Below are 25,793 nucleotides of genomic sequence, written 5' to 3'. Positions count from 1 at the left end.
CGGCCTCTCGGGTGTCGGTGGTTCCTGCTTCAATACGCGTATGGATGAGATCAGCGACGCGGATGCGGCGGAGGGACGGCTCGGGCCGGCCGCCGCCGTCGGCGCGGTGCTCGGCGTGGCCGCCGATCTCGGCCTCACCTCGGCGCGATTCCTCCTCACGCGCGCGGAGGCGCTGCATCTCGCCTACCGGACGGCACTCGCCGCTCCGCAGGAGTTCGCCCGCGGCCTGTCCCGGAGCGAGGTGACCGGTCTGGTCGAGCGGTCGATCCGGGCGGAGTTCGCGGTCGCGCTCCGCCTGTCGGAGCGGGCGGCGTGGAAGGTGATCGATCACGCGATCCTGCTGGTCGAGGAGCTGCCCTGCACGCGCGCTCTCCTGGCGGAGGGTCGGCTGCTGTGGGAGGCGGGCGAGATCATCGGCGCGACCGCCGCGACCCTGCCCGTCACCTCTCGTGCCGCGTTCGACGCGCGCGCGGCCGAGGTCGCGCCGGAGGTGACGCCGACGCAGCTGAGGAGGATCGTCGCCCGCTTGCGCGATGAGCTGCACGAGGAGCCGCTCGCTCAGCGCCATGCCCGCGCCCGCCAGGATCGCGCCCTCTGGATCTCGCCGGAGGTCGACGGGATGGCCACGCTCTGCGCGCTGCTGCCCGCGCCGGACGCGCTGGGGATCGGGGATCGTCTCGACCGCATCGCCCGCGCCCTCCGGGAGGGCGGCGACGAGCGCACCCTGGCTCAGCTCAAGGCCGACGCCCTCACCGATCTGCTGCGCGACGGCGACATCGCCGGGACGACTCCCGCGAGCGACGGTCCTCAGGTGTCGTCGTCGTTCGTGCCGGGGATCCGCGCGGAGGTGCGGCTGACCCTCGCCGCGTCGACTGCTGTCGGGCTCGACGACGCTCCCGCGGACCTCGACGGCTACGGCCTCCTCCCGGCCGACCTCGCCCGCGCGCTGGTCGCGAGCGCCGCCTCCTTCACCCGGGTCCTCACCGACCCCGATACCCGCGCGGTCGTCTCCGTCGGCCGCACCCACCGGGTCCCACCCCCGCAGATGCGCCTGCATCTGCAGCTCCGAGACCAGACCTGCCGCTTCCCCGGCTGCACCCGCTCCGCGTCGAGGTCGGAGGCGGACCACACGATCGAGTGGCGCAACGGCGGCGAGACCGCCCTCGACAACCTCGTCTCCCTCTGCGCGAGCCACCACCACGTCCGCCACGGCGACCGCTGGACCTACGTCCCCCGGAAGGACGGCGGCATCGTCTGGACCACCCCGACCGGCCGCACCGTCACGATCCGCCCGCCCGCCCTGGCCGGGGCGCCGCCGGGCCCCCGCTTCGAGGACGCACCGCCGCCGTCCTGACTACCGTGTTCTTCGTATCCGCACCCACCCAGGAGGCACTGTTGCCGCTCGATCCCTACCTCGCCGCCCGCCTGCCGCTGCTCGACGGCGTCGGCTATCCGCTCGACGCCGAGCAGGCGGCGAAGGTCGCCGAGTTCGAGCAGGACCCCGGCCCGTGGTCGCTCCCCGAGGGCGTCACGGTCTCCGATGCCGCGATCGACGGCCCGCACGGCCCGATCCCGCTCCGGATCTACGAGCCCGCAGCGCCCGCGGCCGCCGCCCTGCTCTGGGTGCACGGCGGCGGCTTCCAGGCCGGCGACCTCGAGATGCGCGAGTCGCACGTCGTCGCCGCCGAGCTCGCCGCCCGCGCGAGCACCCGCGTCGTCTCGGTCGGCTACCGGCTGGCGACGGCCGAGGTCCGCTTCCCCGTCCCGCTCGACGACGTGCAGGCCGCCTGGCGCCACCTCCGCGCCGAGACGCCGGGCGCGCTGCCCGTCGCGATCGGCGGGGCCAGCGCCGGCGCCGCCCTGGCCCTCGCCGCGACGCTCCGCGAGCGCGACGCCGGCACGCGCCTCCCGGACCACGTGCTGCTCGCCTACCCGTTCGCGCACTTCCCGAACCCGCCGCTCGACGACGCCGTGATCCGCGAGCTGCTCCCGCTGCCGCCGCTGCTGCGCTTCCCGACCGCCGGCATCGAGGGCATGGTCCGCACCTACGTCGGCCGCCTCTCCGATCTGCCGCCGCACGCGCTCCCCGGCGCCGCCCCGCTGCACGGTCTGCCGCCGACCTCCGTGCTCGTGAACGAGTACGACGAGCTCCGCGGCTCGGCCGAGCTGCTGCTGCGCCAGCTGGCGGAGGCCGGCGTCGCCGCGACCGGCTACCTCGCGCAGGGCATGCCGCACGGCCACCTGAACCGCACGCCCGCGCTGCCCGAGGTCGACCGCTCGCTCGCGTTCTTCGCGGCGCAGCTGCGCTCGATGGCATGACGCGGACACTCAGGCGGTGAGGTCCCCGAACCCGCCCTCGGCGCACCGGCCAGCACGTGGTGATGAGATGTCCTGCCTGCGCGATCACCGGTCGTCGGTGCTGGGCTGTGAGTGATGGCCGGAGCCGTACGCTGCCCACCGCGTGACAGTGGGCCGGATTGACCGCCGGCCCGACGGTGTGTGCTCGCTCCGGTGCGCCTACCGACTCACCGCTTCACTCCTGCAGCAGATCGACCTCCCAGTTCGTGCGCTGGATCGCCGCGTCCAGGTCGCGCAGCTCGCGCGCCAGCTCGTCGGCCTGCGCGCGCAGCTCGCGCACGGGCAGGGCCGGCAGCCGCCGGAGCTCGCTGCGCAGCTGGCGGTAGCCGCGATCGCCCGCGGCCGCGTCGGCCGCCCGCACCACGATGCTGTGTTGCGCGCGCAGCGACTCGCGCCGGGCGAGCGCCGCGGTCAGCCGCGTGCCGTCGGGCGTGGTCGCCGCCGTGTTGGTGAGATTCACCGCCGTGACCAGCCGTTGCAGCGCGGCCAGCGCGCGCGTGCACTCCGCGAGCAGCTCCGCCGGGTCCTCCGTCGGCTCCTCGCCCTCCTGGTAGGAGGCGTTCGCGACGATCCGCGACTGGAGGGCCTCGATCCGCTTCTGCAGATCGCCCCGCTCGAGGAGTGCTTCGGCAAGCTTCATGCCCCCAGGCAACCACACCCGCGGCATCCGCGCAGTCCGTCTAGGCTGCCGAGCGTGCCGCTGCAGAATCACCCCGGAGACGTGGAGTTCCCCGTGCGCTCCCGGCTGCGGTACGCGCGGATCGCCGACGCGCACCGTCGCTCGCCCGGCGGCGGGATCGCCCGCCGCGCCCTGCTGGTGACGGCGTGCGCCGCTCCGCTGGGCGTCGTCGGCTTCGTGCTCGGCCTTGCGAGCGCCGACGGCAGCACCGGTCTGCCGATCTTCACCTTCGGGATCGGCCTCGTCTTCGGGCTCGCGATCGCCTCGATCGTCTTCCAGTTCCGCGATGCGGGTGCACCCCGGCGGCAGCAGCTCGCCTACCGCGCCGAGGCGCGGACCCCCGCGCCGACCCTCCGGCAGCAGCAGCTGCTCGCCCTCGACGCGGTCAGCGACTTCTCCTTCGGCGGCTGGAACTCCTCGCTCGCCTTCCAGCCCACCTGGGCCGAGCTGCCCGCGGGCCTGCGCGCCCGCTACGGCGACGGCGCCAAGGGCTCGCCCTGGCCCGACCTGCCGATCCCGGAGCTCTCGGAGCAGCGCGGCGGGCTCGACCGCGGCTTCCGCATCGCCTCGGCCGAGGACGTCGAGCTCCTCGTCGCCGACGCCCTCGCCCGCGGACCGCTGTCGACCCGCTTCGCCGAGGTGTCGGCGTCGGAGGACGCGGAGCGGATGCGGTCGCGGATCTCCGCGCTGAGCGGCGCGAGCGAGTTCGACCTCCTCGAGCGCACCCAGCCGATCGGCGGCCGCCCGCCGGCGCTGCTGCTCGCGGGCGACGCCGAGCGGACGATCGGAGCGGTCCGCTACGCCTACGTCGCCGGCTACCTGACCGCCGAGCGCGCCTGGCAGCTGCTGGAGAGCATCGGCGCGCGCGTCTTCGCGCAGTACGACGGCTGGGACGCCTACTGGCGTGACGCCGCCGTCGCCCTCGCCTTCCGCTCCGACTCGCTCAGCGCGGTGCAGCAGTACCACCGGCTGCGCGGCGAGCTGCTCGCGTCGGCTTGGCCCGCGGCGACCGTGCCGTACCCCGGGGCCGCGCGGGACGGAGCCGGATCGTGACCGAGGCGCCGCACGATCCCGAGGACGACCGCGATCCCGCCCAGCAGGCGCTCGAGGCGATCCAGCGGATCAGCAACGGCGGAGACCCCGCCGCCGCGGCCTTCGCCCTGTCGAACGACTGGACGGATCGGCAGGTCGAGCGGCTGAAGGCCCTGTGGCGCCGATGGCGTCGGGACATCGGAGACTCATAGCCGGTGCAGAGACTCCGGCCTGAGGAGCCGGTCACTCTGGGGTTCCCCGAGCCCCCGAGCGACAAGGAGCCACCTCATGGCACGCATCCCCGAACCGGACCGCACCCCCGACGGCCCCCGCTACGAGGGCCGCGCGCTCGACCGCCCCGACGAGGAGGTCGTCGACCAGGGGCTCGCCTTCGACGTGCGGACGCTGCTGGAGCGCCGCGTTCTGGGCCGCACCGTCCTGGGCCGCACCGTTCTGGGCCGCCGTCGCGTTCTCGGCCTGATCGGGGTCGGCGCCGCCACCACGGTCCTCGCCGCCTGCTCGGCCGCCGCCGGCAGCACGGGTGCGAGCACCTCGACCGCCGCCGCCGCCGCCGCCGCCGCCGCCGCCACCGCCACTGCCACCGCCGCGACCGGCGAGATCCCGGACGAGACCGCCGGCCCCTACCCCGGCGACGGCTCGAACGGTCCCGACGTGCTCTCGAACTCCGGCATCGTCCGCAGCGACATCCGCTCGAGCATCGACGGCGGGGGCACCGCGACGGGCGTCCCGCTCACGTTCACGCTGACGATCCTCGACCTGGCGAACGGCGGCGTCCCGTTCGAGAACGCCGCCGTCTACGTCTGGCACTGCGACGCGGCGGGCGGCTACTCGATGTACTCCGACGGCATCACCGAGGAGACCTACCTCCGCGGCGTGCAGGTCGCCGACGCGAAAGGCGAGGTGAGCTACACCTCGGTCTTCCCCGCCTGCTACTCCGGACGCTGGCCGCACATCCACTTCGAGGTCTACCCCGACGTCGACTCGATCAGCGACTCCGGCAACGCGATCGCCACCTCGCAGCTCGCCGTCCCCGAGGACGCCTGCACCGCCGTCTACGCGCTCAGCGGCTACGAGGGCTCCTCCGAGAACCTCGCGCAGGTGAGCCTCGCGAACGACAACGTCTTCAGCGACGACGGCGGGGAGCTGCAGCTCGCCACGGCCACCGGCGATGCGACCGCGGGCTACCACTTCGCCCTCAGCGTCGGCGTCGACACCACCACGGAGCCCACGGGCGGCTCGGTGCCCTCGGGCGGCGGCGGCGGCGGAGCGGGCGGCGGACGACCGCCCTCGGCCTGATCGCGTCGCAGCGTGCCAGGCTTGCCGCATGGTCCCGGAGGCGAGCGCCGATCTCGAGGTGAGCGCCGCCCTCACGATCCCCGCGACGGAGCTGCAGTGGCGGTTCTCCCGCTCCTCCGGCCCCGGCGGCCAGCACGTCAACACCTCCGACAGCCGCGTGCAGCTCACCTGGAGCGCGGCGGAGTCGGCCGTGCTGAGCGAGGAGCAGCGGTCGCGGATCCTCGAGCGCCTCTCGCAGCGGATGGTCGCCGGTGCGGTCACCGTGACCGTGTCGCAGCAGCGCTCGCAGCTGCGCAACCGCGAGAGCGCCCTCGCGACGCTCCGCGACCTCGTCGCCGCGGCCCTCGCTCCGCCCGCCGCCCCGCGCCGCCCGACCCGGCCGACCCGCGGCTCGGCCCGCCGGCACCTCGCGAGCAAGCAGCAGCGCTCCGCCACCAAGCAGCAGCGCCGCCGGCCGCCCGCGGAGTGAGAGCCTGCGCTACAGCCGGTCGCTCCGCCACTCCGCCGCGAGCTCCTCGCCGCGGCCGAAGGCCTCCTCCTCGCGCTCGCGCAGCTCGACGCGGCGGATCTTGCCCGAGATCGTCTTGGGCAGCTCGTGGAACTCGATCCGCCGCACCCGCTCGAACGAGGAGAGCAGCTCGTCGGTGTGCCGGAAGATCGCCGCGGCGGTCTCGGCGGTCGGCTCCCAGCCCTCCGCCAGCGCCACGTACGCCTTGACCACGCTGTGCCGCGTCGGATCCGGCGCGGGCACGACCGCCGACTCCGCGACGGCCGGGTGCTGCAGCAGCACGCTCTCCACCTCGAAGGGCGAGATCTTGAAGTCCGACGACTTGAAGATGTCGTCGGTGCGGCCGAGGAAGGTGATGGTGCCGTCGACGGCGCGGACGGCGACGTCCCCGGTGTGGAAGTAGCCGTCGGCCCGCGCGCGCGAGGTGCGCTCCTCGTCGCCGAGATAGCCGGACATCAGGTTGACCGGCTCCGTGGACAGGTCGAGGCAGATCTCGCCTGTGGAGGAGGATTCGCCGGTGACCGGGTCGATCAGCGCGATCGCGACGCCCGGCAGTGGCCGGCCCATCGCCCCGGAGACGACCTCGGCGCCGGGCGGGTTGGCGATGATCGCCGTGGTCTCGGTCTGGCCGTAGCCGTCGCGGATGGTGAGGCCCCACTCGCGCTCGACCGTCGCGATGACCTCGGGGTTGAGCGGCTCGCCGGCCGAGAGGATCTCGGCGAGCGCGCGCGGCTTCGCGCCCAGCTCGGACTGGATCAGCATCCGCCAGACCGTCGGCGGCGCGCAGAAGGTGGTGACGCCGGCGCGGTCGAGCTGCTCGCGCAGCGCCGCGGGCGAGAAGCGCGAGTAATTGTAGACGAACACCGTCGCCTCCGCGTTCCACGGCGCGAAGAAGCAGCTCCAGGCGTGCTTGCCCCAGCCGGGCGAGCTGATCGCCGAGTGCACGTCGCCCGGCTGCACGCCGAGCCAGTACAGCGTGCTGAGGTGCCCGACCGGGTACGACTCGTGGCTGTGCACGACCATCTTGGGCTTCGAGGTCGTCCCCGAGGTGAAGTAGACGAGGCACGCGTCGGTGCTGTCCACGACGACGGTCGGGGCGATGCCGGGGGCCTCGATCGAGTCGGCGTAGTCGAGCCAGCCGTCGGGAACGCCCGCGGCGGCGCCGCCCACGGCGATGCGGCCGACGCCCTCCGCCATCCCGGCGAACTTGCCGGTCTCGCTCGCGTCCGCGATCACGTGCGCCACCTCGCCGCGCTCGAGGCGGTCGGCCAGGTCGGCGGGGGAGAGGAGGGTCGTGGTCGGCAGGATGACCGCGCCAAGCTTCATGATCGCGAGCATCGACTCCCACAGCTCGAGCCGGTTGCCGAGCATGAGCAGCACGTGGTCGCCCTGCTCGACGCCGACGGAGTGCAGCCAGGCGGCGACCTCGTCGGAGCGCCAGCGCATCTCGTCGAACGAGACCTTCGTCTCGGAGCCGTCCTCCTCGACGATCCAGAGGGCGGTGCGCTCGTTGCCGATCGCGATCTCGTCGAACCAGTCGACGGCCCAGTTGAAGTGCGGGCCGACGTCCGGCCAGCGGAAGGCCTCGGCGGCGGCGATGGCGTCGGTGCGGTGCTCGAGCAGGGTGTCGCGGGCGGCGCGGAAGCGGCCGGTGGGGTTCATCCGATCATTCTCTCGCGCCGCGGCGGCTCCGGGGTGGGAGGGCTCAGTACTTGATCGACTGACCGCCGTCGATCGGCAGCACCACCGCATTGATGTACGAGGCGTCGTCCGAGAGCAGGAAGGCGACGACCGAGGCGATCTCGGCGGCCTCGCCGTAGCGCTTGGTCGGGTTGATCTGGATGAACTCCTCGGCGGCCTTGCGCGGGTTCTCCGCGTCGAGCTGCTTCATCGAGTTCTCGACCATCGGCGTCCAGATGGCGCCCGGGGCGATGGCGTTGATCCGGATGCCGTACTGCCCGTACTCGATGCCGGAGTTGCGGGTGAGGCCGACGACGCCGTGCTTCGCGGCCGCGTAGCCGGACTGGTTGCCGATGCCGGTGATGCCGCCGACGCTCGCGGTGTTGACGACCATGCCGGAGCCCTGCTCGCGCATGACCTTGAGCACCTTCTCGAGGCCGAGGAAGACGCCGCGGAGGTTGATCGCCACGACCTTGTCGAACTCGTCGGCGGTGAAGTCCTCGGTGAGGTTCTGGCGGCCCTCGATGCCGGCGTTGTTGAAGAAGCCGTCGATGCGGCCGAAGCGCTCGAGGGTCTGCGCGACGTAGGCGTCGACGTCGGACTCCTTCGAGACGTCCGCGAGCACGGTGAGCGACTCGGTGCCCTCGGGGAGCGCCTCGACGGTGGCGGCGAGGCCCGGCTCGGAGACGTCGACGAGGGCGAGCTTCGCGCCCTCCGCGGCGAGGCGGACGGCGGTGGCGCGGCCGAGGCCGGAGCCGCCTCCGGTGATGAGGACGACGCGGTCGGTGAAGCGGGTGCTGCTGGTATCCATAGGTCCACTATATACCTAGTGATGCTCGGGATTCGGTGGGCGTCGACCCTGGCAACCGCCGCAGAGACCGTCCCGCCCGCCGGCCGCCTCGGGTAGACCGGAAGGACCGACACGAGCGGGGGAGCCGTGAAGAGCATGAGAAGAGCGATGACCACCGGCGCCGCGCTGGCCCTCACCGGGCTGGCGCTGGCCGCCTGCACGGCACCCGCGCAGAGCGGAGCGGAGGCGACGCCGACCGCCACGCCGACCGCCTCAGCGGCGCCGACCGACCGCCCGATCGGACCCGTGCGGCTGCCGGACGGCGCCACCGCCGCCGTCGAGTGGATCGACGAGGTCGGCGCCGTGGAGCCGCAGACCGTGCGCCTCATCGGCGAGCCGCTGTACGTCACCGTCTCGGTCGTCTGCGACACCGCCGACGCCGAGGTGACCGTCGAGGTCGAGGGCCTGATGACCACCGGCTCGTCCTGCGTCTACGACCCGAACATCACCCGCACGCCGGGCGACGGCGGCGGCAACACCGGAACGATGCACGTCGCCGTCGACCAGGACGCGACGATCACCGTGACGACCGACCCGGCCGACGCGCACTGGTCCGGCGCGGTCTCGACCGGTCCGCGGACGGTGCCGATGGGCTAGCTCTGGACCTCTAGCCCAGCGGCACGCCCAGCGCGGCCATGAACGGCACGGCGTCGACCGCCTCGCCGTCGACGCGGGTCTCGAAGTGCAGGTGGCAGCCGGTGGAGGCGCCGGTCGAGCCGCGGGTCGCGATGACCTCGCCCGCCGTGACGGTGTCGCCGACGTCGACGAGCAGGTCGGTGTTGTGCGCGTAGCCGGTCTCGATGCCGCCGCCGTTGTCGAGCAGGATCCAGTTGCCGTAGCTGCCGGAGTAGGCCGCCTCCTCGACGGTGCCGCTCGCGGCCGCGAGGACCGGGGTCCCGCAGGCGCCGGCGAGGTCGGTGCCCTTGTGGAAGAGGTTCACGCCGGCGACCGGCTGGTCGGGGCGGGGGCCGTAGCCGCTGCTGATGTGCCCCGCGATCGGGAGCACCCAGGCGCCGGAGACGCCGGCGGCCGCGGCGGTCGACTCGCCGGCGTCCGCGGTGATCGCGTCGAGCGAGGCGGTCGGCACGAGCACCTCGGGCTTGGCCTCGGCGGCGAAGGCGTCGCGCGTGACGTTCTGCTGCACGACTCCGGCGGCGACGAAGCTCTGCGGGCGGGCCGCGGCGACGGCGCTCGCCGTGTCGGTCGCGACGGCGGACTCCGGGGTGTCGCCGACGGCGAAGGCGGGCATCGTCGAGGTGACGGCCAGGCCGACCACGAACGTCATCGCGGCGAAGGCGGACACGCGGCGCGTCGAGGGGCGGCGGGCGCTGCTGCGGGTGGCGCGGCGGGCGGTGGCCTGCTCGGCCTCGCGCTGCTCGCGCAGCTGCCGACGGGTCGGGGGAGTGTGCGCGGTCCCTGCGGGGACGGGGGCCGGGGCGTGGTCGGAGTGGTGCATGCAGTCGGTGTTTCCGGGTCGTTCGCCGCGGGGGAACGGGGGGCGCGGCAGGGCGGGGCGGGGGAACGGTTCAGTACACAGGGGGGTATCAGCCGGGGCTCAGGGGACCGCGCGGCGACCCTCCAGAGTACCCGCGGTGCTCCGGAATGCGACTGAGAGAATGCCGAACGGCGCGCGGTATTCGCGCGGGGCTCAGGACAGTGCGTCCGCGCACGAGCGCAGGAGGACGTGCAGGTCGCGGATCCGCGCCCCGTCCAGCCCCGTCAGCATCCGCTCCTCGACGCCCCGGACGGCCGCGCTCGCCTCGCCCAGCAGCTCCTCGCCGGACGCCGTGAGCCGGGTCGGCAGCGCGCGCCCGCTCGGCGCCGTCTCCGCCCGGATCAGGTGGCCGTCGCGCTCCATCGACTGCAGCAGCACGTGCATCGACTGTCGCGTCACGAACGCGCCGCGGGCCAGCTCCGAGCTGGAGAGCCCCGGCCGGTGCGCCAGCAGCTCGAGGCAGGAGTAGGCGGTGACGGTGACGCCGAGCGGCCGCAGGGCCGCCTCCATCGCCGCCCGCAGTGCGCTCGACGCCTCCTTCAGCACGTAGCCGACGGAGGTGTCCAGCTCGATGCCCTGTGTTTGCTCGCCCTCTTGACCCATGTCAGTAGTCTGACATACCCTCTATGTAAGGAAACTGACACACATCATCGACGAAAGGCGCTCCCCATGGCGATCACCGGTCCCGACTTCCTCTCCCTCCAGGTCCGCGACCTCGAGCGGTCCGCCGAGTTCTACGAGACCCGCCTCGGCCTCTCCCGCCGTCCCGGCCCGCCGCACGCCGTCGTCTTCGACACCGCGCCCATCCCGTTCGCGATCCGAGACATCGTCCCCGGCACGGATCTCCCGACCGAGCCCGGCCGCGGCGTCGCCCTCTGGCTGCACGCGACCGAGGTCGCCACCCTGCACGACGACCTCGCCGCCGCCGGCGTCCCGATCACGTCGGCCCCCGCCGAGGGCCCCTTCGGCCTGACCTTCACCTTCGCCGACCCGGACGGCTACCTGATCACCCTCCACGACCGCGCCTGACGCGGCTGCGACTGCGAGACGCTAGGCGTCCGCGCCAGACGGCTGCCAGAGCTGGAGGCGGTTGCCCTCGGGGTCGTGCAGGTCGGCGAAGCGGCCGTTCGGGTAGGTCTCCGGGTCGATCTCGACGGCGATGCCCGCGGCGCGGAGCTGGGCGACGAGCGCGTCGAGCGAGCGGACGCGGAGGTTCAGGGTCCAGCCGGCGGGGCCGAGGTGCTCGGAGCCGGCCGGCATCGGTGCGAGGACGGTGCTGCCGGCGTCCTGCCGCCAGGACGGGGCGCCGTACTCGGTCGGCACCTCGTCGATGCCGAGGTGCTCCGCGTACCAGTGTGCCAGCGCCTCCGGATCGCGCGCGGCGAAGAAGAAGCCGCCGATGCCCGTGACTCTCTCGCGGGACACGATCAGTACCGGCCGCTCGTGAAGACCAGCAGGGCGATCAAGCCCGCGAGCGTCGCGGCGACGCCGGAGCCGAGGCGCCACCACATCCAGCGGTCGCGCTTGGGGCCGCGCATCGGGCGGCGCAGCCCGTGCCTGCCGGAGTAGCCGCCGTGGTTCGGAGTGAAGACCATGAGTCCAGCCTGCCTCAGGCGCTCCACTCGCTGTCGTCCCGCCAGGGTGCGAGGTCGACCTCGTTGCCCTCCGGGTCGGCGAGGGTCCACCACTCCGGCGCGTTCTCCGCGTTCACGACGCGGCCGCCGGCGGCGAGGGCCGCGGCGAGGCGGGCGTCGACGACGTCGCGCGGCACATAGAGGTCGAGGTGGATCGTGTTGCGCTCGGGGCGCGGGGCCTCGATGCGCTGGATCCAGAGGTTCGGGCCGAGGGCGCGCGGGTCGGCGAGGTCGGCGTCCTCGACGGGGGAGTAGCCGAGCACGGCCCGCCAGAAGGCGCGGACCGCGGCGACGTCGACGGCGTCGATCGCGATCTGCAGGCTCTGCACCCCGGCCGGCTCGGCGGCGAGGCCGAGCGCGCGGGCGGCGGCCGAGATCTCGCGGGCGAGGGCGAGGTCGCGCTCGCTGATGTCGCCGACGTCGTGGCTGATCAGGCGCACGCCGACGCCGCCGTAGCGCAGATCGACGTCGGGGTGGTGGCCGGCCTGCTCGGCGAGGGCGGCGATCGCGGCGACGAGGGCGGCGCCCGCCGCGAAGGAGCCGGCGCGGAAGTACGCGCGGGCGCCGTCGCCCACGACCCGCCAGTCGGCGGTGCCGGGCGCGGATCGGAAGTCGCGGGGGGAGATCGCATCGCTCATGCGGCAGTTGTACTCCCGTCCGGCCCTCCTGCCCAGGCCCCGTCCGGTGCGCGCTCGCTACGGTGGGAGCCACGACCGATCGCGGTCGACGAGTGTGAGGAGCCGGCATGGCGCAGAAGAAGAAGTCTGATTCGAAGAAGTCGTCGCAGAAGACCGACGACAAGGCCGCGCAGAAGCGCGCGAAGAAGGCCCTGGCCAAGGCGGAGAAGTCGGTGCGCGCGGCGCACGACGCCGTCCGCGACTCCAGCAAGAAGCTGCGCAAGAAGGCCCGCAAGCTGGCGGAGCAGACCGACAAGCTGAAGCGCCAGCAGGAGAAGGCGGCGAAGAAGGCCGCCCAGGCCGAGAAGCGCAGCATCCCCTCCGCCCCGAAGCACGTGGTCGAGCGCGAGCACGTGGCCGTCGGTGCGGCCGACCCGTCGGTCACGCCCGACTTCACGCCGCCGCTGCCGAGCGCGGCGCACGACGAGCAGGACCAGGAGCAGGCGCAGCCCGAGGAGCCCGCCGCCGAGCCCGCGCCCGACGCCGACCCCGAGCACGTGCCGGACTTCACGCCGCCGCTGCCGCACTCCTCGAACTGAGCGCTTAGCCTGAAAATCTGCACAGGGTAGCCCGCCGCGCCGCCCAGTGAGGTGAACAGCCGGTGAACGTGCTGGCCATCGCTTCCGGGCGGCGAGCGCGGGGCGGGAGGATCTCCTCCGTGGATCCCTTCATCCTTCTCGCGCTCGTCATCGTCACCGCTCTGGCGTTCGATTTCACCAACGGCTTCCACGACACGGCGAACGCGATGGCCACGTCCATCGCGACCGGCGCGTTGAAGCCGAAGGTGGCCGTCACCCTCTCCGCCGTCCTCAATCTGGTCGGCGCGTTCCTCAGCATCGAGGTGGCGCTGACCGTCACGAACGCGGTCGTCAAGATCCAGGACTCCACCGGCGCGCCCGACCCGGCGCTGCTCGAGGGCGGCGGATCCGCGCTCCTGCTGATCGTGCTGGCCGGCCTGATCGGCGGCATCATCTGGAACCTGCTGACCTGGCTGCTCGGCCTCCCCTCCAGCTCGTCCCACGCGCTCTTCGGCGGCCTGATCGGCTCGGCGCTCGCCGGGCTCGGCCTCAACGGCGTCAACTGGGCGGGCGACGGAACGAAGCTCGACGGCGTCGTCGGCAAGGTGATCCTGCCCGCGCTGATGTCGCCGGTGCTCGCCGGCGCGGTCGCCGCGATCGGCACCTGGCTCGTCTTCCGCGTGATCGGCAACCTGGCCGACCGCCGCATCCACCGCGGCTTCCGGATCGGCCAGATCGGCAGCGCGTCCCTCGTCTCGCTCGCGCACGGCACCAACGACGCGCAGAAGACCATGGGCGTCATCACCCTGGCGCTGATCGCCGCGGGCGGCTGGAGCGACACCGAGTCGGTGCCGTTCTGGGTCAAGCTCAGCTGCGCGCTCGCCATCTCCCTCGGCACCTACATCGGCGGCTGGCGGATCATCCGCACCGTCGGCAAGGGCCTCGTCGAGATCGACACCCCGCAGGGCATGGCCGCCGAGAGCGCCTCGGCCGCGGTCATCCTCGCCTCCAGCCACCTCGGCTTCGCCCTCTCGACCACGCACGTCGCGACCGGCTCGATCCTCGGCTCCGGCGTCGGCCGGCCCGGCGCGCAGGTGCGCTGGCGCGTCGCGCTCCGGATGGTGATCGCCTGGGTGATCACGCTCCCCGCCGCCGCGCTGATGGGCGCCGTGATGTGGTGGATCGGCCACCTGGTCGGCGGGGCCGCCGGCGGGATCCTGATGACCGCCGTGCTCGTCGCCGTCGCCGTGTTCATCTACGTCCGCTCGCGCCGCAGCAGCGTCGGCGCGCACAACGTCAACGACGAGTGGTCGGACGCGGGCTCCGCGGCCAAGCAGACCGCCGGCGTCTAGCCCGGAGCCCTCCGTACCGACTCGAAAGGACCGACCCGTGCTCTCCCTCTTCCTCGGTGCCGCCGGCCAGGTGGCGCTCATCGCCGTGCTCCTCGGAGCGGGCCTGCCCGTGCTCTTCGCCGTCGGCGTCCGCTCGTTCGCCCTCGCCGGCGGTGACGGATCCGCGCCCGCTCCCGGCCTCCCCGCGCCGCTGCTGCGCGCGCTCGGCGTGCTCTGCTTCGTGATCGTGGTCGCCGCCGTGGCGGTGGGCCTGAGCATCATCATCGCGACCGGCCTCGGCCAGGCCGTCAGCTTCGAGCACGTCGTCCCGACGTTCGTCCCCAAGGGCTGAGCGTGTCCGCGACCGATCCCGCTGCGCCCGACGCGGCTCCCGCTCCGGCGGACGGCGTCGTCGCGCGGGTGGTCGCCTGGCTCCGCGCGGGCTACCCGACCGGCGTGCCCGAGACCGACTACCTGCCGCTGCTGGGCATCCTCCAGCGCAGCCTCACCCGCGACGAGCTGGAGCAGGTCGTCCGCGAGCTGCTCTCCGATGCGGTGCGCGCGGACGCGGTCGGCGAGGAGCTCTCGGCGGCCCGGATGCGCGCGCGGATCGAGGAGACGCTCCTCGGCCCCGCGCTGCCCGAGGACCTCGTGCGGGTCTCGGCGCGGCTCGCGAGCGCGGGCTGGCCGCTCGCCCGACCGGAGGAGCTCGCGGTGCCGGAGGAGCAGCGAGCAGGGCTCGTCACGCGGGTCGTCCGCTGGCTCCGCGCCGGCTACCCCGCGGGGCTGCCCGAGCAGGACTTCGTGCCGCTGATCGCGCTGCTGCGCCGCCGGCTCTCCGACGACGAGGTGGCGGAGGTGGCCGCTCGGCTCGCCGCCGAGGGCGGGCTGCCCGCCAGCCGCGTCGACGTCGGCACCGCGATCGCCCAGGTCACCTCGGAGCTGCCGTCGGACGCCGACATCGAGCGGGTCCGGCTCTCGCTGGCCGAGCACGACCGGCCGGAGGAGTTCGCGAGCTGAGCGAGCCGGCTCATGCCAGCAGTACGCGCTCCGGATACGGGTCGTGGCTGAAGCACAGTGTGATCCCCGCGGCCTCGAAGCGCTCCAGCTCGAGCGAGGTGCGGTGGTGCGCCTCCGCATCGTGGCTGATCAGCCGGGGGAGGAAGCGCAGCCGGTCCGACCAGGTCAGGAACTCGCGACCCCAGGCCGCGTCGCCGGCCAGCAGCACGCGGCCCTCGACGAGCGCGCCGAGGTGTCCGCTCGCGTGCCCGGGCAGCGGGGTGATCACGAAGCGGCCGTCGCCGAAGAGGTCGTAGCCGCGGATCCCGCTGGGCGTCGTCGCGACCGGCTGGTCGTCGACCACCGTCGCGCCCGCGGTCCACGGCGGGAGCAGCGCGGCGAAGACACCGTCGGTGATCCGGCTCCGCTCGATCGTCTCGAGCTGACCGCGGGAGAGGACGAGCCGCGCGTCCGGGAACCAGCGCAGGCCGCCGACGTGGTCGGGGTGCAGGTGCGAGAGCACGACCGTGTCGATGTCGGACGGCGCGAGTCCGATGTCCGCGAGGCGGCGGTCGATCGTGTCGCCGGGGCCCACGCGGGCCGGGAGGATCCGCCGGTAGAGAGCGCCGACCGCGCCCGTCCCGCGCAGCGACGGCGGGTAGCCGGTGTCGAAGAGCACCCGCCGGCCGCTCGGGTGCGTGTAGAGGAAGACGGCGGAGGGGAAGGTGCGGCGCGCGGGGCTCCCCCCGCGGAAGACGCGCGAGAGCGGGAAGCTCGTCTCGCCGCAGGCGAAGACCTGGAGGCGCGGCTCGGTCACGACAGCCTCCGGTAGTGCTCGCCGACCCTCCGCAGGCCCTCCGCGAGCGGCACGCGCGGCGCGTAGCCGAGCTCGGTGCGCGCCCGCGAGATGTCGAGGGTCTGCGCGTAGGCGAGCGTCGCGACCGTGTAGCGGGTGAACGGCGGCTCCGCGTCTCCGGGGAGCGCGGAGTAGACGCGCTCGAGGACGACGGCGAGCGCGCTGAGCACGCGGAGGTTCACCGTGAGGTAACGCGGCTCCTCGCCCATCGCGGCGAAGAAGCGGTCGAGCAGCTCGCCGAGCGGGGCCGGCTCGCCGTTGGTGATGTTGTAGACGCCGCCGGCCGCGACCGGCGCGTCCGCGGCGAGGCGGAGCGCGAGGGCCGCGTTCTCGACGCAGGTGATGTCGACCGGGTTCCGGCCGCCGTCGAAGAGCGGGATGCCGCGGCGCCGGCTCGCGGCGACGAAGCGCGGGATGAGGCTCGGGTCGCCGACGCCGATCAGGCCGCGCGGCCGCAGGATCACGAGCTCCGCGATCCGCCCGGCGGCGTGCGCCTCCTGCAGCAGCCGCTCGGCGGCGATCTTGCTGCGGATGTAGAGGCTCATCCGGCTGCCGGTGTCGACGTCCTCCTCGCGGATGCCGAGCCGGTGGCGCCGGGCGGAGTAGAGGCTCGGCGAGGAGACGAAGACGAGCCGGCGGATGCCGCGGCGCTCGGCGAGGTCGATCATCGCCGCGGTGCCCGCGACGTTGGCCGCGTGGAAGTCGCGCCAGCGGCCCCAGGGGCTGGAGAGCGCGGCGGCGTGCACGAGCACGTCGGCGCGGACGTCCCGCGTCGCGAGCTCGGCGAGGTCGGCCGCGATCGTCTCGGCGCCGAGGGTGGCCATGCGGGCTAGCGCGTCGGCGTTCCGGCCGGTCGCGATCACCTCGTCGCCCGCGGCGAGGAACTCGGCGACCGCGTGGCCGCCGAGGAACCCGGTCGCCCCGGTGATCAGGACGCGGCGGGGCCCGGCCTGCTCAGCGGACATCGACGACCTCCGCGACGCCCGCGCGACCCCAGCGCTTGCGGCCCCAGTACCAGAGCAGGATGCCGAGGTAGCCGAGCGCCTTCCCCTTGCGGATCGACATCCGCACGACCGCCTTCCGATCGAGCTTCGCCTGCGCGCGCGGGATGACCCGGCAGACCTTCAGGTGCAGCTCCAGGTCCTCGTCGGTGTCGTCGATGCTCGAGCGCGGGAAGCCGCCGACCTCGAGGTAGAGCGCGGCGTCGATCGCCAGGTTCGAGCCGGCCGCCATGAACATCCGGTAGCGCTGGCCGGGCCGGTGGTAGAAGACGCCGGGCGCGTGCTCCATCAGCCGGATCATCGCGGTGCCGATCACGCCGTCGTACCAGCGGTAGAAGGGCTCGTCGGTGCGGGGCGCCAGCCGGCCGCCGACGAAGCGGGCGCCGTCGGCGACGTCGGCCTTCAGCCGCGCCACCCAGTCCGGATCGGGCAGGCAGTCGGCGTCGGTGCGCGCGACGGCCAGGGCGCCCTGCGCGATCGCGTGGCGGAAGCCGGTGTCGGAGGCGGCTCCCGTGCCCTTCTGCGGCTCGTCGATCACGAGGACCGGGCGGTCGGGGCGGCGGGCCTCGAACGCGGCGATCACCTCGCGCGAGCGGTCGGTGCTGCCGTTGTCGACGAGCAGCAGGGTGAAGCCGGGGTCGGTCTGGTCGGCGAGGGCGTCGAGGGTGCCGCCGAGCAGCTTCTCCTCGTCGTAGAAGGGCACGACCACCCAGAACTCGCCACGATCCACGCCAGACCCCCTCTCCGTCCCGCCGGAGCCTAGCGCGAGCGGGCGCGGGCCCATCGGCGCTATACAGGATCGTGGCCGATGCGCTCCCGCTCCTGCTGCCCGTCCGTGTCCTCGGCACCGGCGAGGCCCTGCCGGCGCGCGTCGTGACGACCGCCGAGGTCGCCGCGCTCTGCGGCATCGACGCCGAGGAGGCGGCTCGCCGCTCCGGAGTGCTCACGCGGCACTGGCTCGCCGACGACGAGGACCCGCTCGAGCTCGGCCTGCTCGCCGCCCGCCGGGCGCTCGACGCGGCCGGGATCGACGCGCGCGACATCGACGTCGTGCTGAACGCCTCCGGCACCCAGCTCCAGGCGATCCCCGACGGCGGGGCGCTGATCGCCGCAGGGCTCGGCCTCGAGGACGTCTCGGCCTACAGCCTGCACGCGACCTGCCTGTCGTTCCTCTTCGCGCTGCAGGAGGCGGGCTTCCTGCTCGCGACCGGCCGCGCCGAGCGGGTGCTCGTCGTCTCGACCGAGGGCGGCAGTCGCGGCATCGACCTCGCGCAGCCCGAGAGCGCGCTGCTGTTCGGCGACGCGGCGGCCGCCGTGGTCGTCGGCCGGGCCGAGCGCCCGGACCAGGGCGTCGTCACCTCGCGCTTCGAGACCCGCCCGAGCGGCGTGCGGCATGCCGAGATCCGCGGCTTCGGCTCGCGCATCCGGATCGAGGACGCCCCGGGCCGGCTCGCCGACTTCCGCTTCGACATGCACGGCGGCGCGCTGCTCGTGGATGCGCTGCGGCACTTCCCGCGCTTCCTCGAGCGGGTGCGCCCCGGCCTGAGCACGGGATTGCCGGGCATCGACCGGGTCATCCCGCACCAGACCAGCGCGGCCGGGCTCGCCGGCATGGCGCGGCTCTGGGGGCGCGAGCGGATGGTGATCACCCTGCCCGAGGTCGGCAACACGATCGGCTCGGCGATCCCGCTCGCGCTGCACCGCGCCCGCGTGCAGGAGGGCGAGTCGGTGCTGCTGGTGGGCACCGGTGCGGGCACGCACTACGGCGCGGTGATCCTGCAGGCCTGAAGCCCGTCGGATCGAGCGCTCACCAGGTGGTGACGGTCGTGCGGGTGATCACCCACTCGTCGCCGACCGGCACCAGCCGGCTGGTGAGCTGCAGGCGCCAGGTGGCGTGCAGCGAGCCGATCGTCGCCTCGGTCAGGGTGCGCGAGACGAGCACCGGGTGCGCGGCGCTGCCCGAGACGGCGCTCTCGACGTGGTCGATCGCGTGGTACTCCTTCAGGCCCTCGGCGATGTCGTCCATCCAGTCGAGCTTCGACTGCACGAGCCCGGTCGGGTGCTCGATCACGAAGCGGGTGTCGAGCAGCGCGTCGAGCACGGGGAGGTCGACGAACACCAGCGCGTCGAAGAGCTCGTCGTGCGCGTCGCGGGGGGAAGGCATCACGAGGGCGGCGCCGTCGTCGCGCGGCGCACCAGCTGGGTCGGCAGCTGCACGTGCAGCGAAGCGGGAGTGCCACCCGCCATCAGCGCGATCAGCATCTCGGCGGCCGTCGCGCCGAGCGTCTGCATCGGCTGCCGGATGGTCGTCAGCGGCGGATCGAAGCGCGCCGCCTCCGGCACGTCGTCGAAGCCGACCACCGAGAGGTCGCGCGGCACCGCGAGCCCGAGGTGCGCGGCCGTCTCGATGATGGCGAGCGCCGAGACGTCGTTCGCCGCGAAGACGGCGGTCGGCCGGTCGGCGAGCGAGAGCATCGTCGAGGCCGGCAGCCGCGCGGTGTCGTGGTGGTAGCTGCCCACCCGGAGCAGCCGCTCGTCGAACGCGATCCCCGCCTCCGAGAGTCCGGCGCGGTAGCCGGCCTCGCGCAACCGGGCGGAGCGGAGGTCGACCCGGCCGGCGACGAAGCCGATGCGCCGGTGGCCGAGGGCGACGAGGTGGCGCACGGCCTGGAGGGCGCCGCCGAAGCTGTCGGACTCGACGGTCGGCACGTCGGCGCGGCCGGTGTGCGGGTCGACCGCGACCAGCGGGATGTCGGAGGGCGTGCTCACCACCGACGGCGTGACCACGATGGCGCCGTCGATCAGGGTGCCGCTGAGCCGGCTGAGCGAGCGCCGCTCCCAGCCCTCCTGCTCGCCCTCGTGCGAGCCGCTGTAGGCGAGCAGATCGAAGCGCGAGTCGCGCAGCACCGAGCCGACGCCCTTGAGGATCTCGGCGCTGAACGGCTCGAAGCCGGCGACCAGCACGCCGATCACCCCGGTGCGCCGCGAGCGCATGCTGCTCGCGACCAGGCTCGACTCGTAGCCGAGCTCGCGCACGATCTCGAGCACCCGGTTCGCCGTCGCGGGGGCGATGCCGTAGCGGCCGTTCACCGCCTTCGACACCGTCGCGACCGAGACGCCGGCGGCGGCGGCGACGTCGTGGATGGTCGGGCGGAGGGACATGCGCTCGACCCTAGACCCTCGCGTCGAAAATGGTTTCGAAAACGTTTGCCGTTCTTTTCGGGCGATCCGAGACTGAGCCTGCCCGCCCTCCCCCGGACGGGTGCACCCCGGCGCCGCTCTCCCTGGCGGCGCCTCTCAGCGAAGAGAACGGTTCGAACGATGAAGTTCACGAGAACAGCATTCAGGAAGACGGCGGTGGCCACCGTGGCCCTGCTCGGCGCGGCGGCGGCCCTCAGCGGCTGCTCCGCCCAGGACGCGGGGTCCTCCGACGGCACCGTCGCGATGACCCTCTGGCAGAACTCGACCACCGGACCCGGCCAGGAGTTCTGGGAGAAGACCATCACCGACTTCGAGGCCGCCAACCCCGGCGTCACCATCGAGTCGCAGGCCATCCAGAACGAGGACCTGGACGGCAAGCTGCAGACGGCGCTCAACTCGGGCGACGCGCCCGACATCTTCCTGCAGCGCGGCGGCGGCAAGCTCGCGGCCATGGTCGCCGGCGGACTGGTCAAGGACATCACCGACGGCGTCTCCGACCAGGCGCGCAGCGAGATCCCCGAGGGCTCCTTCCTCGCGAACACCCTCGACGACAAGGTCTGGGCGATGCCCGTCGCCGTCCTCCCCGGCGGCGTCTTCTACAGCCAGGACCTCTTCACCGCGGCCGGCATCACCGAGACGCCGACGACCCTCGACCAGCTCGACTCCGCGGTGACCGCGCTCAAGGGCAGCGGCACCCAGGCGATCGCGCTCGGCGCGAAGGACGCCTGGCCCGCCGCGCACTGGTTCTACTTCTTCGCGCTGCGCGAGTGCAGCGCCGACACCCTGGCCGAAGCGGCCGACTCGAAGGACTTCTCGGACGACTGCTGGCTGAAGGCGGGCGAGGACCTGCAGTCCTTCGCCGGCACCGAGCCGTTCAACGAGGGCTTCCTCACCACCGCCGCCCAGCAGGGCGCCGGATCCTCGGCCGGACTCCTGGCCAACCACCAGGCCGGCATGGAGCTGATGGGCGCCTGGAACCCCGGCGTCATCGCCTCGCTCACCCCCGACGAGAAGCCGCTGCCCGACCTCGGCTGGTTCCCCTTCCCGGAGGTGGACGGCGGCGCCGGCGCGCCCGGCTCGATCATGGGCGGCGTCGACGGCTACTCCTGCTCCGCGGCAGCACCCGACGAGTGCGTCGACTTCCTCAACTACCTCGCCACCTCCGACGTGCAGAAGGAGTACTACGCCGCCTTCAACGCGCCGCCGGTGAACACCGTCGCGCAGGAGGCCGTCACCGAGCCGTACCTGAAGGACATCCTCGCCGCCTACAACTCGGCGCCGTACGTCTCGCAGTGGCTCGACACCGTCTACGGCCAGAACGTCGGCAACGCGCTGAACGTCGCCGTCGTCGACCTGCTCGCCGGCAAGAGCGACCCGGAGCAGCTCGTCGAGGCCGTCGACGCCGCCGCGGCCAAGGCCTGACCGTGACGACCACTGCGCTCCGCGAGGACGCGCGCCCCGAGGCTCCGGCAGCGAAGCGACGCCGCCGGGGCCTCGGCTGGTCCGGCCGCCTCGAGGTCGCCATCCTCGTCGGCCCGGCGCTGATCGTCTTCCTCGCCTTCGTGATCTTCCCGGTCGTGATGGCGGCCTACTACGGCTTCTTCAGCTGGCAGGGCTACGGCGTCCCGACCGACTTCGTCGGCTTCAAGAACTACCTGACGATCCTCCAGGACCCGACGTTCCACGAGGCGCTCAGCCACAACGGCGCGATCGTGGTGCTCTCGCTCGTGCTGCAGGGGCCGGCGGCGATCCTGATCGCGCTGCTGCTCAACCGCAAGCTGCGCGGGCAGTCGATCATCCGTGTGCTGATTTTCGTGCCCTACGTGATCTCCGAGGTCGTCGTCGGCACCGGCTGGAGCCTGATGCTCCAGACCAGCGGCGCCGTCAACGGCTTCCTCGAGAAGGCCGGGCTCGGCGCGCTGCAGCAGGACTGGCTCTCGGATCCCGCGATCGCGATCTGGACGCTGATGCTGATCATCACGTGGAAGTACATCGGCTTCGCCGTGATCCTCTTCCTCGCCGGGCTCCAGGGCATCCCCGAGGAGCTGTCCGAGGCCGCGTCGATCGACGGCGCGTCCTACTGGCAGGTGCAGCGGCGGATCACCCTGCCGCTGCTCGCGCCGACGCTGCGGATCTGGGCGTTCCTGTCGATCATCGGCGCGCTGCAGCTGTTCGACCTCGTCTACATCATCTGGGGGCAGTACGTGTCCTCGACCGCCGGCACCTCGACCATGGCGACGTACCTCGTCACCAACGGCCGCAACGCCGGCAACTACGGCTACGGCAACGCGGTCGCCGTGGTCCTGTTCCTCGTCTCGCTGATCGTCGCGCTGCTCTACCAGCGCTTCGTGCTGCGGCGGGACACCGAAGGCGCCCTCACGGGAGACACGAGGAAGGCCGGAGCCAAGAGATGACGACCCTGACAGCAGTGCCCCCGGGCACCAAGCCGCCCACCGCGACCACGCCGCTCTCGCCGCGCCCGCCGAAGCCGCGCCGCCGCCCGCTGGGCCGCGGCACGATCATCGCCTACGTCGTCGCGATCGTCGTGATCGCCCTGATGCTCGCGCCGGTCGCGTACATCATCATCGGCGGGTTCCGCACGAACGCGCAGATCACCACCGACCCGTCCGGGTTCCCCGCGCCGTGGAACGTGCAGAACTACCTCGACGTGATCACCGGCGGCATCTTCTGGCGCGAGGTCGGCAACTCGGCCCTCGCGGCGGGAGCCACCACCCTCGGCGTCGTCGTCCTGGGGCTGATGGCGAGCTACGTGCTCGCCCGCTACAGCTTCAGCGGCCGGGGCGTGTTCTACGCGCTCTTCGCGGCGGGACTGATGTTCCCGATGACGGTCGCGATCACCCCGCTCTACCTGGTGATCAAGAGCCTCGGCCTGATGAACTCGCTCGCCGGCGTCGTCCTCCCGCAGATCGCGTTCGGCCTGCCGACGACGATCATCATCCTGGTGCCGTTCCTGCGGGCGATCCCCGACGAGATCCAGGAGGCGGCCTTCATCGACGGCTGCAGCCGGATCGGCTTCTTCTGGCGGATGGTCGTCCGGCTGGCGATGCCGGGCGTCATCACGACGGGCATCCTCGCCTTCATCGCGAGCTGGAACAGCTACCTGCTGCCGCTGTTCATCCTCAGCGACGAGTCGAGCTTCACCCTGCCGCTGGGCGTGCAGGCCTTCTCGTCGCAGTACTCCGTCGACACGGCGAAGGTGCTCGCCTTCGTGTCGCTGTCGATGATCCCGGCGCTGATCTTCTTCAGCGTCTTCGAGCGCCGCATCGTCGGCGGACTCACCGGAGCGGTGAAGGGATGACCCCCATGACTGACGCACTCACTCCGTCCACCCGCGTCGCCGACCTGATCGACCGGATGACGCTGGAGGAGAAGCTCACCCAGCTGGTCGGCTACTGGGTCGACCAGGGCGGCGAGGTCGTCGCGCCGCTGGCCGGCGAGATGGCCACCTCCACCGGCTACGCCGACGCGACCCGCGAGGGCATCGGCCAGCTCACCCGCGTCTACGGCACCCGCCCGGTCGACCCGGTCGAGCGCGCGCAGTGGCTGTGGGCCGAGCAGCGCCGGCTGGTGGAGGAGACGCGGCTGGGCATCCCGGCGATCGTGCACGAGGAGTGCCTGACGGGCCTGGCCGCGTGGAAGGCGGCGACCTTCCCGACTCCGCTGGCCTGGGGCGCCTCGTTCGACCCGGAGCTCGTCGAGGAGATGGCCGCGGCCATCGGCGGCTCGATGCGCGAGCTGGGCATCCACCAGGGCCTGGCTCCCGTGCTCGACGTGATCCGCGACCCCCGCTGGGGCCGGGTCGACGAGTGCATCGCCGAGGACCCGTACGTCGTCGGCACGATCGGCACCGCCTACGTGCGCGGCCTGCAGTCGGCGGGCGTCGACGCGACGCTCAAGCACTTCATCGGCTACTCCGCCTCGCGCGGCGGCCGCAACCACGCGCCGGTGCACGCCGGGCCGCGCGAGATCGCCGACGTGCTGCTGCCGCCGTTCGAGATGGCGATCCGCGACGGCGGCGCCCGCTCGGTGATGAACTCCTACGCCGAGATCGACGGCGACCCGGTCGGCGCGACGCCGGCCTACCTCACCGGCGTGCTGCGCGAGCGCTGGGGCTTCGACGGCGTGGTGGTGGCGGACTACTTCTCCGTCGCCTTCCTGCACCTGATGCACGCCGTCGCCGCCGACCTCGGCGAGGCCGCGCAGCTCGCGCTCGAGGCCGGCATCGATGTGGAGCTGCCGACGGGCGACGCGTTCCTCGCGCCGCTCGCCGAGCGGATCCACTCGGGCGGCGCCGACGAGGCGATCGTCGACCGCGCGCTGCTCCGGGTCCTCGCGCAGAAGGAGCGGCTCGGCCTGCTCGACGCCCGCTTCGACGACGCACCGGAGTCGATCGACCTCGACTCGCCCGCGCACCGCGACATCGCCCGGCGCCTGGCCGAGGAGTCGCTCGTGCTGCTGACGAACGACGGAGTGCTGCCGCTCGCCCAGCCGCGGCGCATCGCCCTGATCGGCCCGAACGCCGACAGCGCGCCCGCCCTGATGGGCTGCTACTCCTTCGCCAACCACGTGCTCGCGCACCACGAGGGCGTGCCGCTCGGCTTCGAGATCCGCACGGTCCGGGAGGCGCTGGTCGCCGAGTTCCCGGGCGCGGAGGTCTTCGCGGCCGAGGGCTGCTCGGTGGAGGGGAGCGACGCCCCCGCCGACACCGCAGGGATCGCCGCGGCCGTCGAGGCGGCCCGCGGCGCCGAGATCGCCGTGGTCGTCGTCGGCGACCGGGCCGGGCTCTTCGGCCGCGGCACCGTCGGCGAGGGCAACGACGTCGAGAGCCTCGAGCTGCCCGGCCGCCAGCGCGAGCTGGTCGAGGCGGTCGTGGCCACCGGCACGCCGGTCGCCCTGGTGCTGCTCACCGGCCGCCCCTACGCGATCGACTGGGCGATCCGCGGCGCCACGGCCCCCGCGGCGGTGCTGCAGGCGTTCTTCCCGGGGGAGGAGGGGGCCGGCGCGATCGCGGGCGTCCTCTCGGGCCGCGTCGCGCCGTCGGGCCGACTGCCGGTCTCGCTGCCCCGCTCGGCCGGTGCGCAGCCGTTCTCCTACCTGCACCCGATCCTCGGCGGGCCCTCCGACGTGACCAGCGCCGACAGCACGCCGGTGCTGCCGTTCGGGCACGGGCTCACGTACACGTCGTTCACCCGGTCGGAGTTGACGCTGGAGTCGGGCGAGGCGGCGACGGACGGCGCCTTCACCGCGACGGTGCGGCTGCGCAACACGGGCGCGCGCGACGGCGTCGACGTCGTGCAGCTCTACGCGCGGGACGTGGTCGCCTCGGTGACGCGGCCGGTCGCGCAGCTGCTCGGCTACGCGCGGGTCGAGCTCGCGGCGGGGGAGGAGGCGCTGGTGCGCTTCGACGTCCCCTCCGCGCGGCTGGCCTTCACCGACCGCCGAGGCGTCCGCTCGGTCGAGCCCGGGCTCGTCGAGCTCTGGGTCGGGCCGGACTGCGCCACGAGGGAGGCGACCGCCGAGGTCGTGCTGACCGGCGAGGTGTCGCCCGTCGGCGCCGAGACCCGGCGCACCGTGCTGACCGAGGTCGCGCGCGAGGACGCCCGGGTGGCGGTGCTCTGAGGACCGGGCCAGGCTGG

General features: G+C 73.3%; 30 protein-coding genes. 17 read left to right on the top strand and 13 right to left on the bottom strand.

Going from position 1 to position 25,793, the window contains the following annotated elements; all coding sequences use genetic code 11:
- Nucleotides 1–40: 40 nt before the first annotated feature.
- Together GSU72_RS18375 and GSU72_RS18370 are read left to right on the top strand one after the other, a co-directional pair.
- On the top strand, nucleotides 41–1,354 hold the full coding sequence (locus tag GSU72_RS18375; protein WP_159986330.1) for an HNH endonuclease signature motif containing protein: 1,314 nt from the start codon (nucleotides 41–43) through the stop codon (nucleotides 1,352–1,354).
- 41 nt (nucleotides 1,355–1,395) lie between these two features.
- Nucleotides 1,396–2,319, top strand: coding sequence for an alpha/beta hydrolase fold domain-containing protein (locus GSU72_RS18370; protein WP_159986329.1), 924 nt, complete (start codon nucleotides 1,396–1,398; stop codon nucleotides 2,317–2,319).
- A gap of 214 nt (nucleotides 2,320–2,533) precedes the next feature.
- Here the strand turns inward: GSU72_RS18370 and GSU72_RS18365 are convergent, their stop codons facing one another.
- Nucleotides 2,534–2,998: a DIP1984 family protein gene (locus GSU72_RS18365; RefSeq protein ID WP_159986328.1), complete on the bottom strand. Its 465-nt coding sequence runs from the start codon at nucleotides 2,996–2,998 to the stop codon at nucleotides 2,534–2,536.
- A 54-nt stretch (nucleotides 2,999–3,052) separates the two neighbouring features.
- Between GSU72_RS18365 and GSU72_RS18360 the strand changes: the two genes are divergently transcribed.
- The 4 genes from GSU72_RS18360 to arfB all read left to right on the top strand — a co-directional run bounded on the left by GSU72_RS18360 (nucleotide 3,053) and on the right by arfB (nucleotide 5,855).
- A complete protein-coding gene (locus tag GSU72_RS18360) occupies nucleotides 3,053–4,090 on the top strand; it encodes a DUF1266 domain-containing protein (RefSeq protein WP_159986327.1) in 1,038 nt (345 codons plus the stop codon).
- Nucleotides 4,087–4,281 (top strand): hypothetical protein, encoded by a 195-nt coding sequence (locus tag GSU72_RS18355; protein ID WP_159986326.1) that lies wholly within the window; start codon nucleotides 4,087–4,089, stop codon nucleotides 4,279–4,281. The genes GSU72_RS18360 and GSU72_RS18355 overlap by 4 nt, the downstream gene beginning before the upstream one ends.
- Before the next feature lie 76 nt (nucleotides 4,282–4,357).
- Complete coding sequence (locus tag GSU72_RS18350; RefSeq protein WP_159986325.1) at nucleotides 4,358–5,386, top strand: intradiol ring-cleavage dioxygenase; 1,029 nt, start codon at nucleotides 4,358–4,360, stop codon at nucleotides 5,384–5,386.
- A gap of 28 nt (nucleotides 5,387–5,414) precedes the next feature.
- The gene (gene arfB / locus GSU72_RS18345; RefSeq protein ID WP_159986324.1) at nucleotides 5,415–5,855 is read left to right on the top strand and encodes an alternative ribosome rescue aminoacyl-tRNA hydrolase ArfB; all 441 of its coding nucleotides are present in this window, start codon (nucleotides 5,415–5,417) and stop codon (nucleotides 5,853–5,855) included.
- Between the two features lie 9 nt (nucleotides 5,856–5,864).
- Here arfB and GSU72_RS18340 read toward each other — a convergent pair whose 3' ends face one another.
- The gene (locus GSU72_RS18340; RefSeq protein WP_159986323.1) at nucleotides 5,865–7,556 is read right to left on the bottom strand and encodes an AMP-binding protein; all 1,692 of its coding nucleotides are present in this window, start codon (nucleotides 7,554–7,556) and stop codon (nucleotides 5,865–5,867) included.
- Nucleotides 7,557–7,599: 43 nt separating this feature from the next.
- Nucleotides 7,600–8,385 carry a glucose 1-dehydrogenase gene (locus GSU72_RS18335; RefSeq protein ID WP_159986322.1) on the bottom strand — a complete coding sequence of 262 codons (786 nt, stop codon included), beginning with the start codon at nucleotides 8,383–8,385 and terminating at the stop codon, nucleotides 7,600–7,602.
- A 147-nt stretch (nucleotides 8,386–8,532) separates the two neighbouring features.
- Between GSU72_RS18335 and GSU72_RS18330 the strand changes: the two genes are divergently transcribed.
- Nucleotides 8,533–9,021 (top strand): hypothetical protein, encoded by a 489-nt coding sequence (locus GSU72_RS18330; RefSeq protein ID WP_159986321.1) that lies wholly within the window; start codon nucleotides 8,533–8,535, stop codon nucleotides 9,019–9,021.
- Between the two features lie 10 nt (nucleotides 9,022–9,031).
- On the opposite strand, the gene GSU72_RS18325 is transcribed toward GSU72_RS18330, so the two are convergent.
- Both GSU72_RS18325 and GSU72_RS18320 read right to left on the bottom strand, forming a co-directional pair.
- On the bottom strand, nucleotides 9,032–9,880 hold the full coding sequence (locus GSU72_RS18325) for a M23 family metallopeptidase (protein ID WP_159986320.1): 849 nt from the start codon (nucleotides 9,878–9,880) through the stop codon (nucleotides 9,032–9,034).
- Nucleotides 9,881–10,072: 192 nt separating this feature from the next.
- Complete coding sequence (locus tag GSU72_RS18320; protein WP_159986319.1) at nucleotides 10,073–10,522, bottom strand: MarR family winged helix-turn-helix transcriptional regulator; 450 nt, start codon at nucleotides 10,520–10,522, stop codon at nucleotides 10,073–10,075.
- Nucleotides 10,523–10,588: 66 nt separating this feature from the next.
- Here GSU72_RS18320 and GSU72_RS18315 point away from each other — a divergent pair, with 66 nt between their 5' ends.
- On the top strand, nucleotides 10,589–10,948 hold the full coding sequence (locus GSU72_RS18315; protein WP_159986318.1) for a VOC family protein: 360 nt from the start codon (nucleotides 10,589–10,591) through the stop codon (nucleotides 10,946–10,948).
- 21 nt (nucleotides 10,949–10,969) lie between these two features.
- On the opposite strand, the gene GSU72_RS18310 is transcribed toward GSU72_RS18315, so the two are convergent.
- From GSU72_RS18310 to GSU72_RS18300, 3 genes are read right to left on the bottom strand one after another with little or no spacing between them, the layout of a single operon-like run.
- On the bottom strand, nucleotides 10,970–11,344 hold the full coding sequence (locus GSU72_RS18310; protein WP_159986317.1) for a VOC family protein: 375 nt from the start codon (nucleotides 11,342–11,344) through the stop codon (nucleotides 10,970–10,972).
- Between the two features lie 2 nt (nucleotides 11,345–11,346).
- Nucleotides 11,347–11,514, bottom strand: a complete 168-nt coding sequence (locus GSU72_RS18305) for a hypothetical protein (protein WP_159986316.1) — start codon at nucleotides 11,512–11,514, stop codon at nucleotides 11,347–11,349.
- A gap of 14 nt (nucleotides 11,515–11,528) precedes the next feature.
- Nucleotides 11,529–12,191, bottom strand: coding sequence for a VOC family protein (locus tag GSU72_RS18300; RefSeq protein ID WP_159986315.1), 663 nt, complete (start codon nucleotides 12,189–12,191; stop codon nucleotides 11,529–11,531).
- Nucleotides 12,192–12,298: 107 nt separating this feature from the next.
- Between GSU72_RS18300 and GSU72_RS18295 the strand changes: the two genes are divergently transcribed.
- The 4 genes from GSU72_RS18295 (at nucleotide 12,299) to GSU72_RS18280 (ending at nucleotide 15,099) form a co-directional block, all read left to right on the top strand.
- Nucleotides 12,299–12,769 carry a hypothetical protein gene (locus GSU72_RS18295; RefSeq protein WP_159986314.1) on the top strand — a complete coding sequence of 157 codons (471 nt, stop codon included), beginning with the start codon at nucleotides 12,299–12,301 and terminating at the stop codon, nucleotides 12,767–12,769.
- 119 nt (nucleotides 12,770–12,888) lie between these two features.
- Nucleotides 12,889–14,100, top strand: a complete 1,212-nt coding sequence (locus GSU72_RS18290; RefSeq protein WP_159986313.1) for an inorganic phosphate transporter — start codon at nucleotides 12,889–12,891, stop codon at nucleotides 14,098–14,100.
- 37 nt (nucleotides 14,101–14,137) lie between these two features.
- Complete coding sequence (locus tag GSU72_RS18285; protein ID WP_159986312.1) at nucleotides 14,138–14,431, top strand: hypothetical protein; 294 nt, start codon at nucleotides 14,138–14,140, stop codon at nucleotides 14,429–14,431.
- A gap of 2 nt (nucleotides 14,432–14,433) precedes the next feature.
- A complete protein-coding gene (locus GSU72_RS18280) occupies nucleotides 14,434–15,099 on the top strand; it encodes a DUF3349 domain-containing protein (RefSeq protein WP_244255881.1) in 666 nt (221 codons plus the stop codon).
- A gap of 10 nt (nucleotides 15,100–15,109) precedes the next feature.
- On the opposite strand, the gene GSU72_RS18275 is transcribed toward GSU72_RS18280, so the two are convergent.
- The 3 genes from GSU72_RS18275 to GSU72_RS18265 are packed head-to-tail and all read right to left on the bottom strand — an operon-like array spanning nucleotide 15,110 to nucleotide 17,665.
- Complete coding sequence (locus tag GSU72_RS18275) at nucleotides 15,110–15,895, bottom strand: MBL fold metallo-hydrolase (protein WP_159986311.1); 786 nt, start codon at nucleotides 15,893–15,895, stop codon at nucleotides 15,110–15,112.
- The gene (locus tag GSU72_RS18270; RefSeq protein ID WP_159986310.1) at nucleotides 15,892–16,899 is read right to left on the bottom strand and encodes an NAD(P)-dependent oxidoreductase; all 1,008 of its coding nucleotides are present in this window, start codon (nucleotides 16,897–16,899) and stop codon (nucleotides 15,892–15,894) included. Before GSU72_RS18270 ends, GSU72_RS18275 begins: the two co-directional genes overlap by 4 nt.
- On the bottom strand, nucleotides 16,889–17,665 hold the full coding sequence (locus GSU72_RS18265) for a glycosyltransferase family 2 protein (protein ID WP_159986309.1): 777 nt from the start codon (nucleotides 17,663–17,665) through the stop codon (nucleotides 16,889–16,891). Before GSU72_RS18265 ends, GSU72_RS18270 begins: the two co-directional genes overlap by 11 nt.
- A gap of 71 nt (nucleotides 17,666–17,736) precedes the next feature.
- On the opposite strand from GSU72_RS18265, the gene GSU72_RS18260 reads away from it, so the two are divergent.
- The gene (locus GSU72_RS18260; RefSeq protein WP_159986308.1) at nucleotides 17,737–18,723 is read left to right on the top strand and encodes a 3-oxoacyl-[acyl-carrier-protein] synthase III C-terminal domain-containing protein; all 987 of its coding nucleotides are present in this window, start codon (nucleotides 17,737–17,739) and stop codon (nucleotides 18,721–18,723) included.
- Between the two features lie 19 nt (nucleotides 18,724–18,742).
- Here the strand turns inward: GSU72_RS18260 and GSU72_RS18255 are convergent, their stop codons facing one another.
- Nucleotides 18,743–19,099, bottom strand: coding sequence for a nuclear transport factor 2 family protein (locus GSU72_RS18255; protein ID WP_159986307.1), 357 nt, complete (start codon nucleotides 19,097–19,099; stop codon nucleotides 18,743–18,745).
- Nucleotides 19,099–20,097, bottom strand: coding sequence for a LacI family DNA-binding transcriptional regulator (locus GSU72_RS18250; protein ID WP_159986306.1), 999 nt, complete (start codon nucleotides 20,095–20,097; stop codon nucleotides 19,099–19,101). Before GSU72_RS18250 ends, GSU72_RS18255 begins: the two co-directional genes overlap by 1 nt.
- A gap of 159 nt (nucleotides 20,098–20,256) precedes the next feature.
- Between GSU72_RS18250 and GSU72_RS18245 the strand changes: the two genes are divergently transcribed.
- Genes GSU72_RS18245 through GSU72_RS18230 form a run of 4 tightly spaced genes read left to right on the top strand, consistent with a single transcriptional unit; the run spans nucleotide 20,257 to nucleotide 25,776 of the window.
- The gene (locus tag GSU72_RS18245) at nucleotides 20,257–21,558 is read left to right on the top strand and encodes an extracellular solute-binding protein (protein WP_159986305.1); all 1,302 of its coding nucleotides are present in this window, start codon (nucleotides 20,257–20,259) and stop codon (nucleotides 21,556–21,558) included.
- Nucleotides 21,559–21,560: 2 nt separating this feature from the next.
- Nucleotides 21,561–22,550 (top strand): sugar ABC transporter permease, encoded by a 990-nt coding sequence (locus tag GSU72_RS18240; protein ID WP_244255880.1) that lies wholly within the window; start codon nucleotides 21,561–21,563, stop codon nucleotides 22,548–22,550.
- Nucleotides 22,547–23,455: a carbohydrate ABC transporter permease gene (locus tag GSU72_RS18235; RefSeq protein ID WP_159986304.1), complete on the top strand. Its 909-nt coding sequence runs from the start codon at nucleotides 22,547–22,549 to the stop codon at nucleotides 23,453–23,455. The genes GSU72_RS18240 and GSU72_RS18235 overlap by 4 nt, the downstream gene beginning before the upstream one ends.
- Before the next feature lie 5 nt (nucleotides 23,456–23,460).
- The gene (locus tag GSU72_RS18230; protein WP_159986303.1) at nucleotides 23,461–25,776 is read left to right on the top strand and encodes a glycoside hydrolase family 3 N-terminal domain-containing protein; all 2,316 of its coding nucleotides are present in this window, start codon (nucleotides 23,461–23,463) and stop codon (nucleotides 25,774–25,776) included.
- Nucleotides 25,777–25,793: the final 17 nt, after the last annotated feature.

The organism is Rathayibacter sp. VKM Ac-2760 (assembly GCF_009834185.1).
Classification (GTDB): domain Bacteria; phylum Actinomycetota; class Actinomycetes; order Actinomycetales; family Microbacteriaceae; genus Rathayibacter.
The sequence above is the reverse complement of the archived record's forward strand: the minus strand, read 5'-3'. Positions and strand labels throughout refer to the sequence as shown.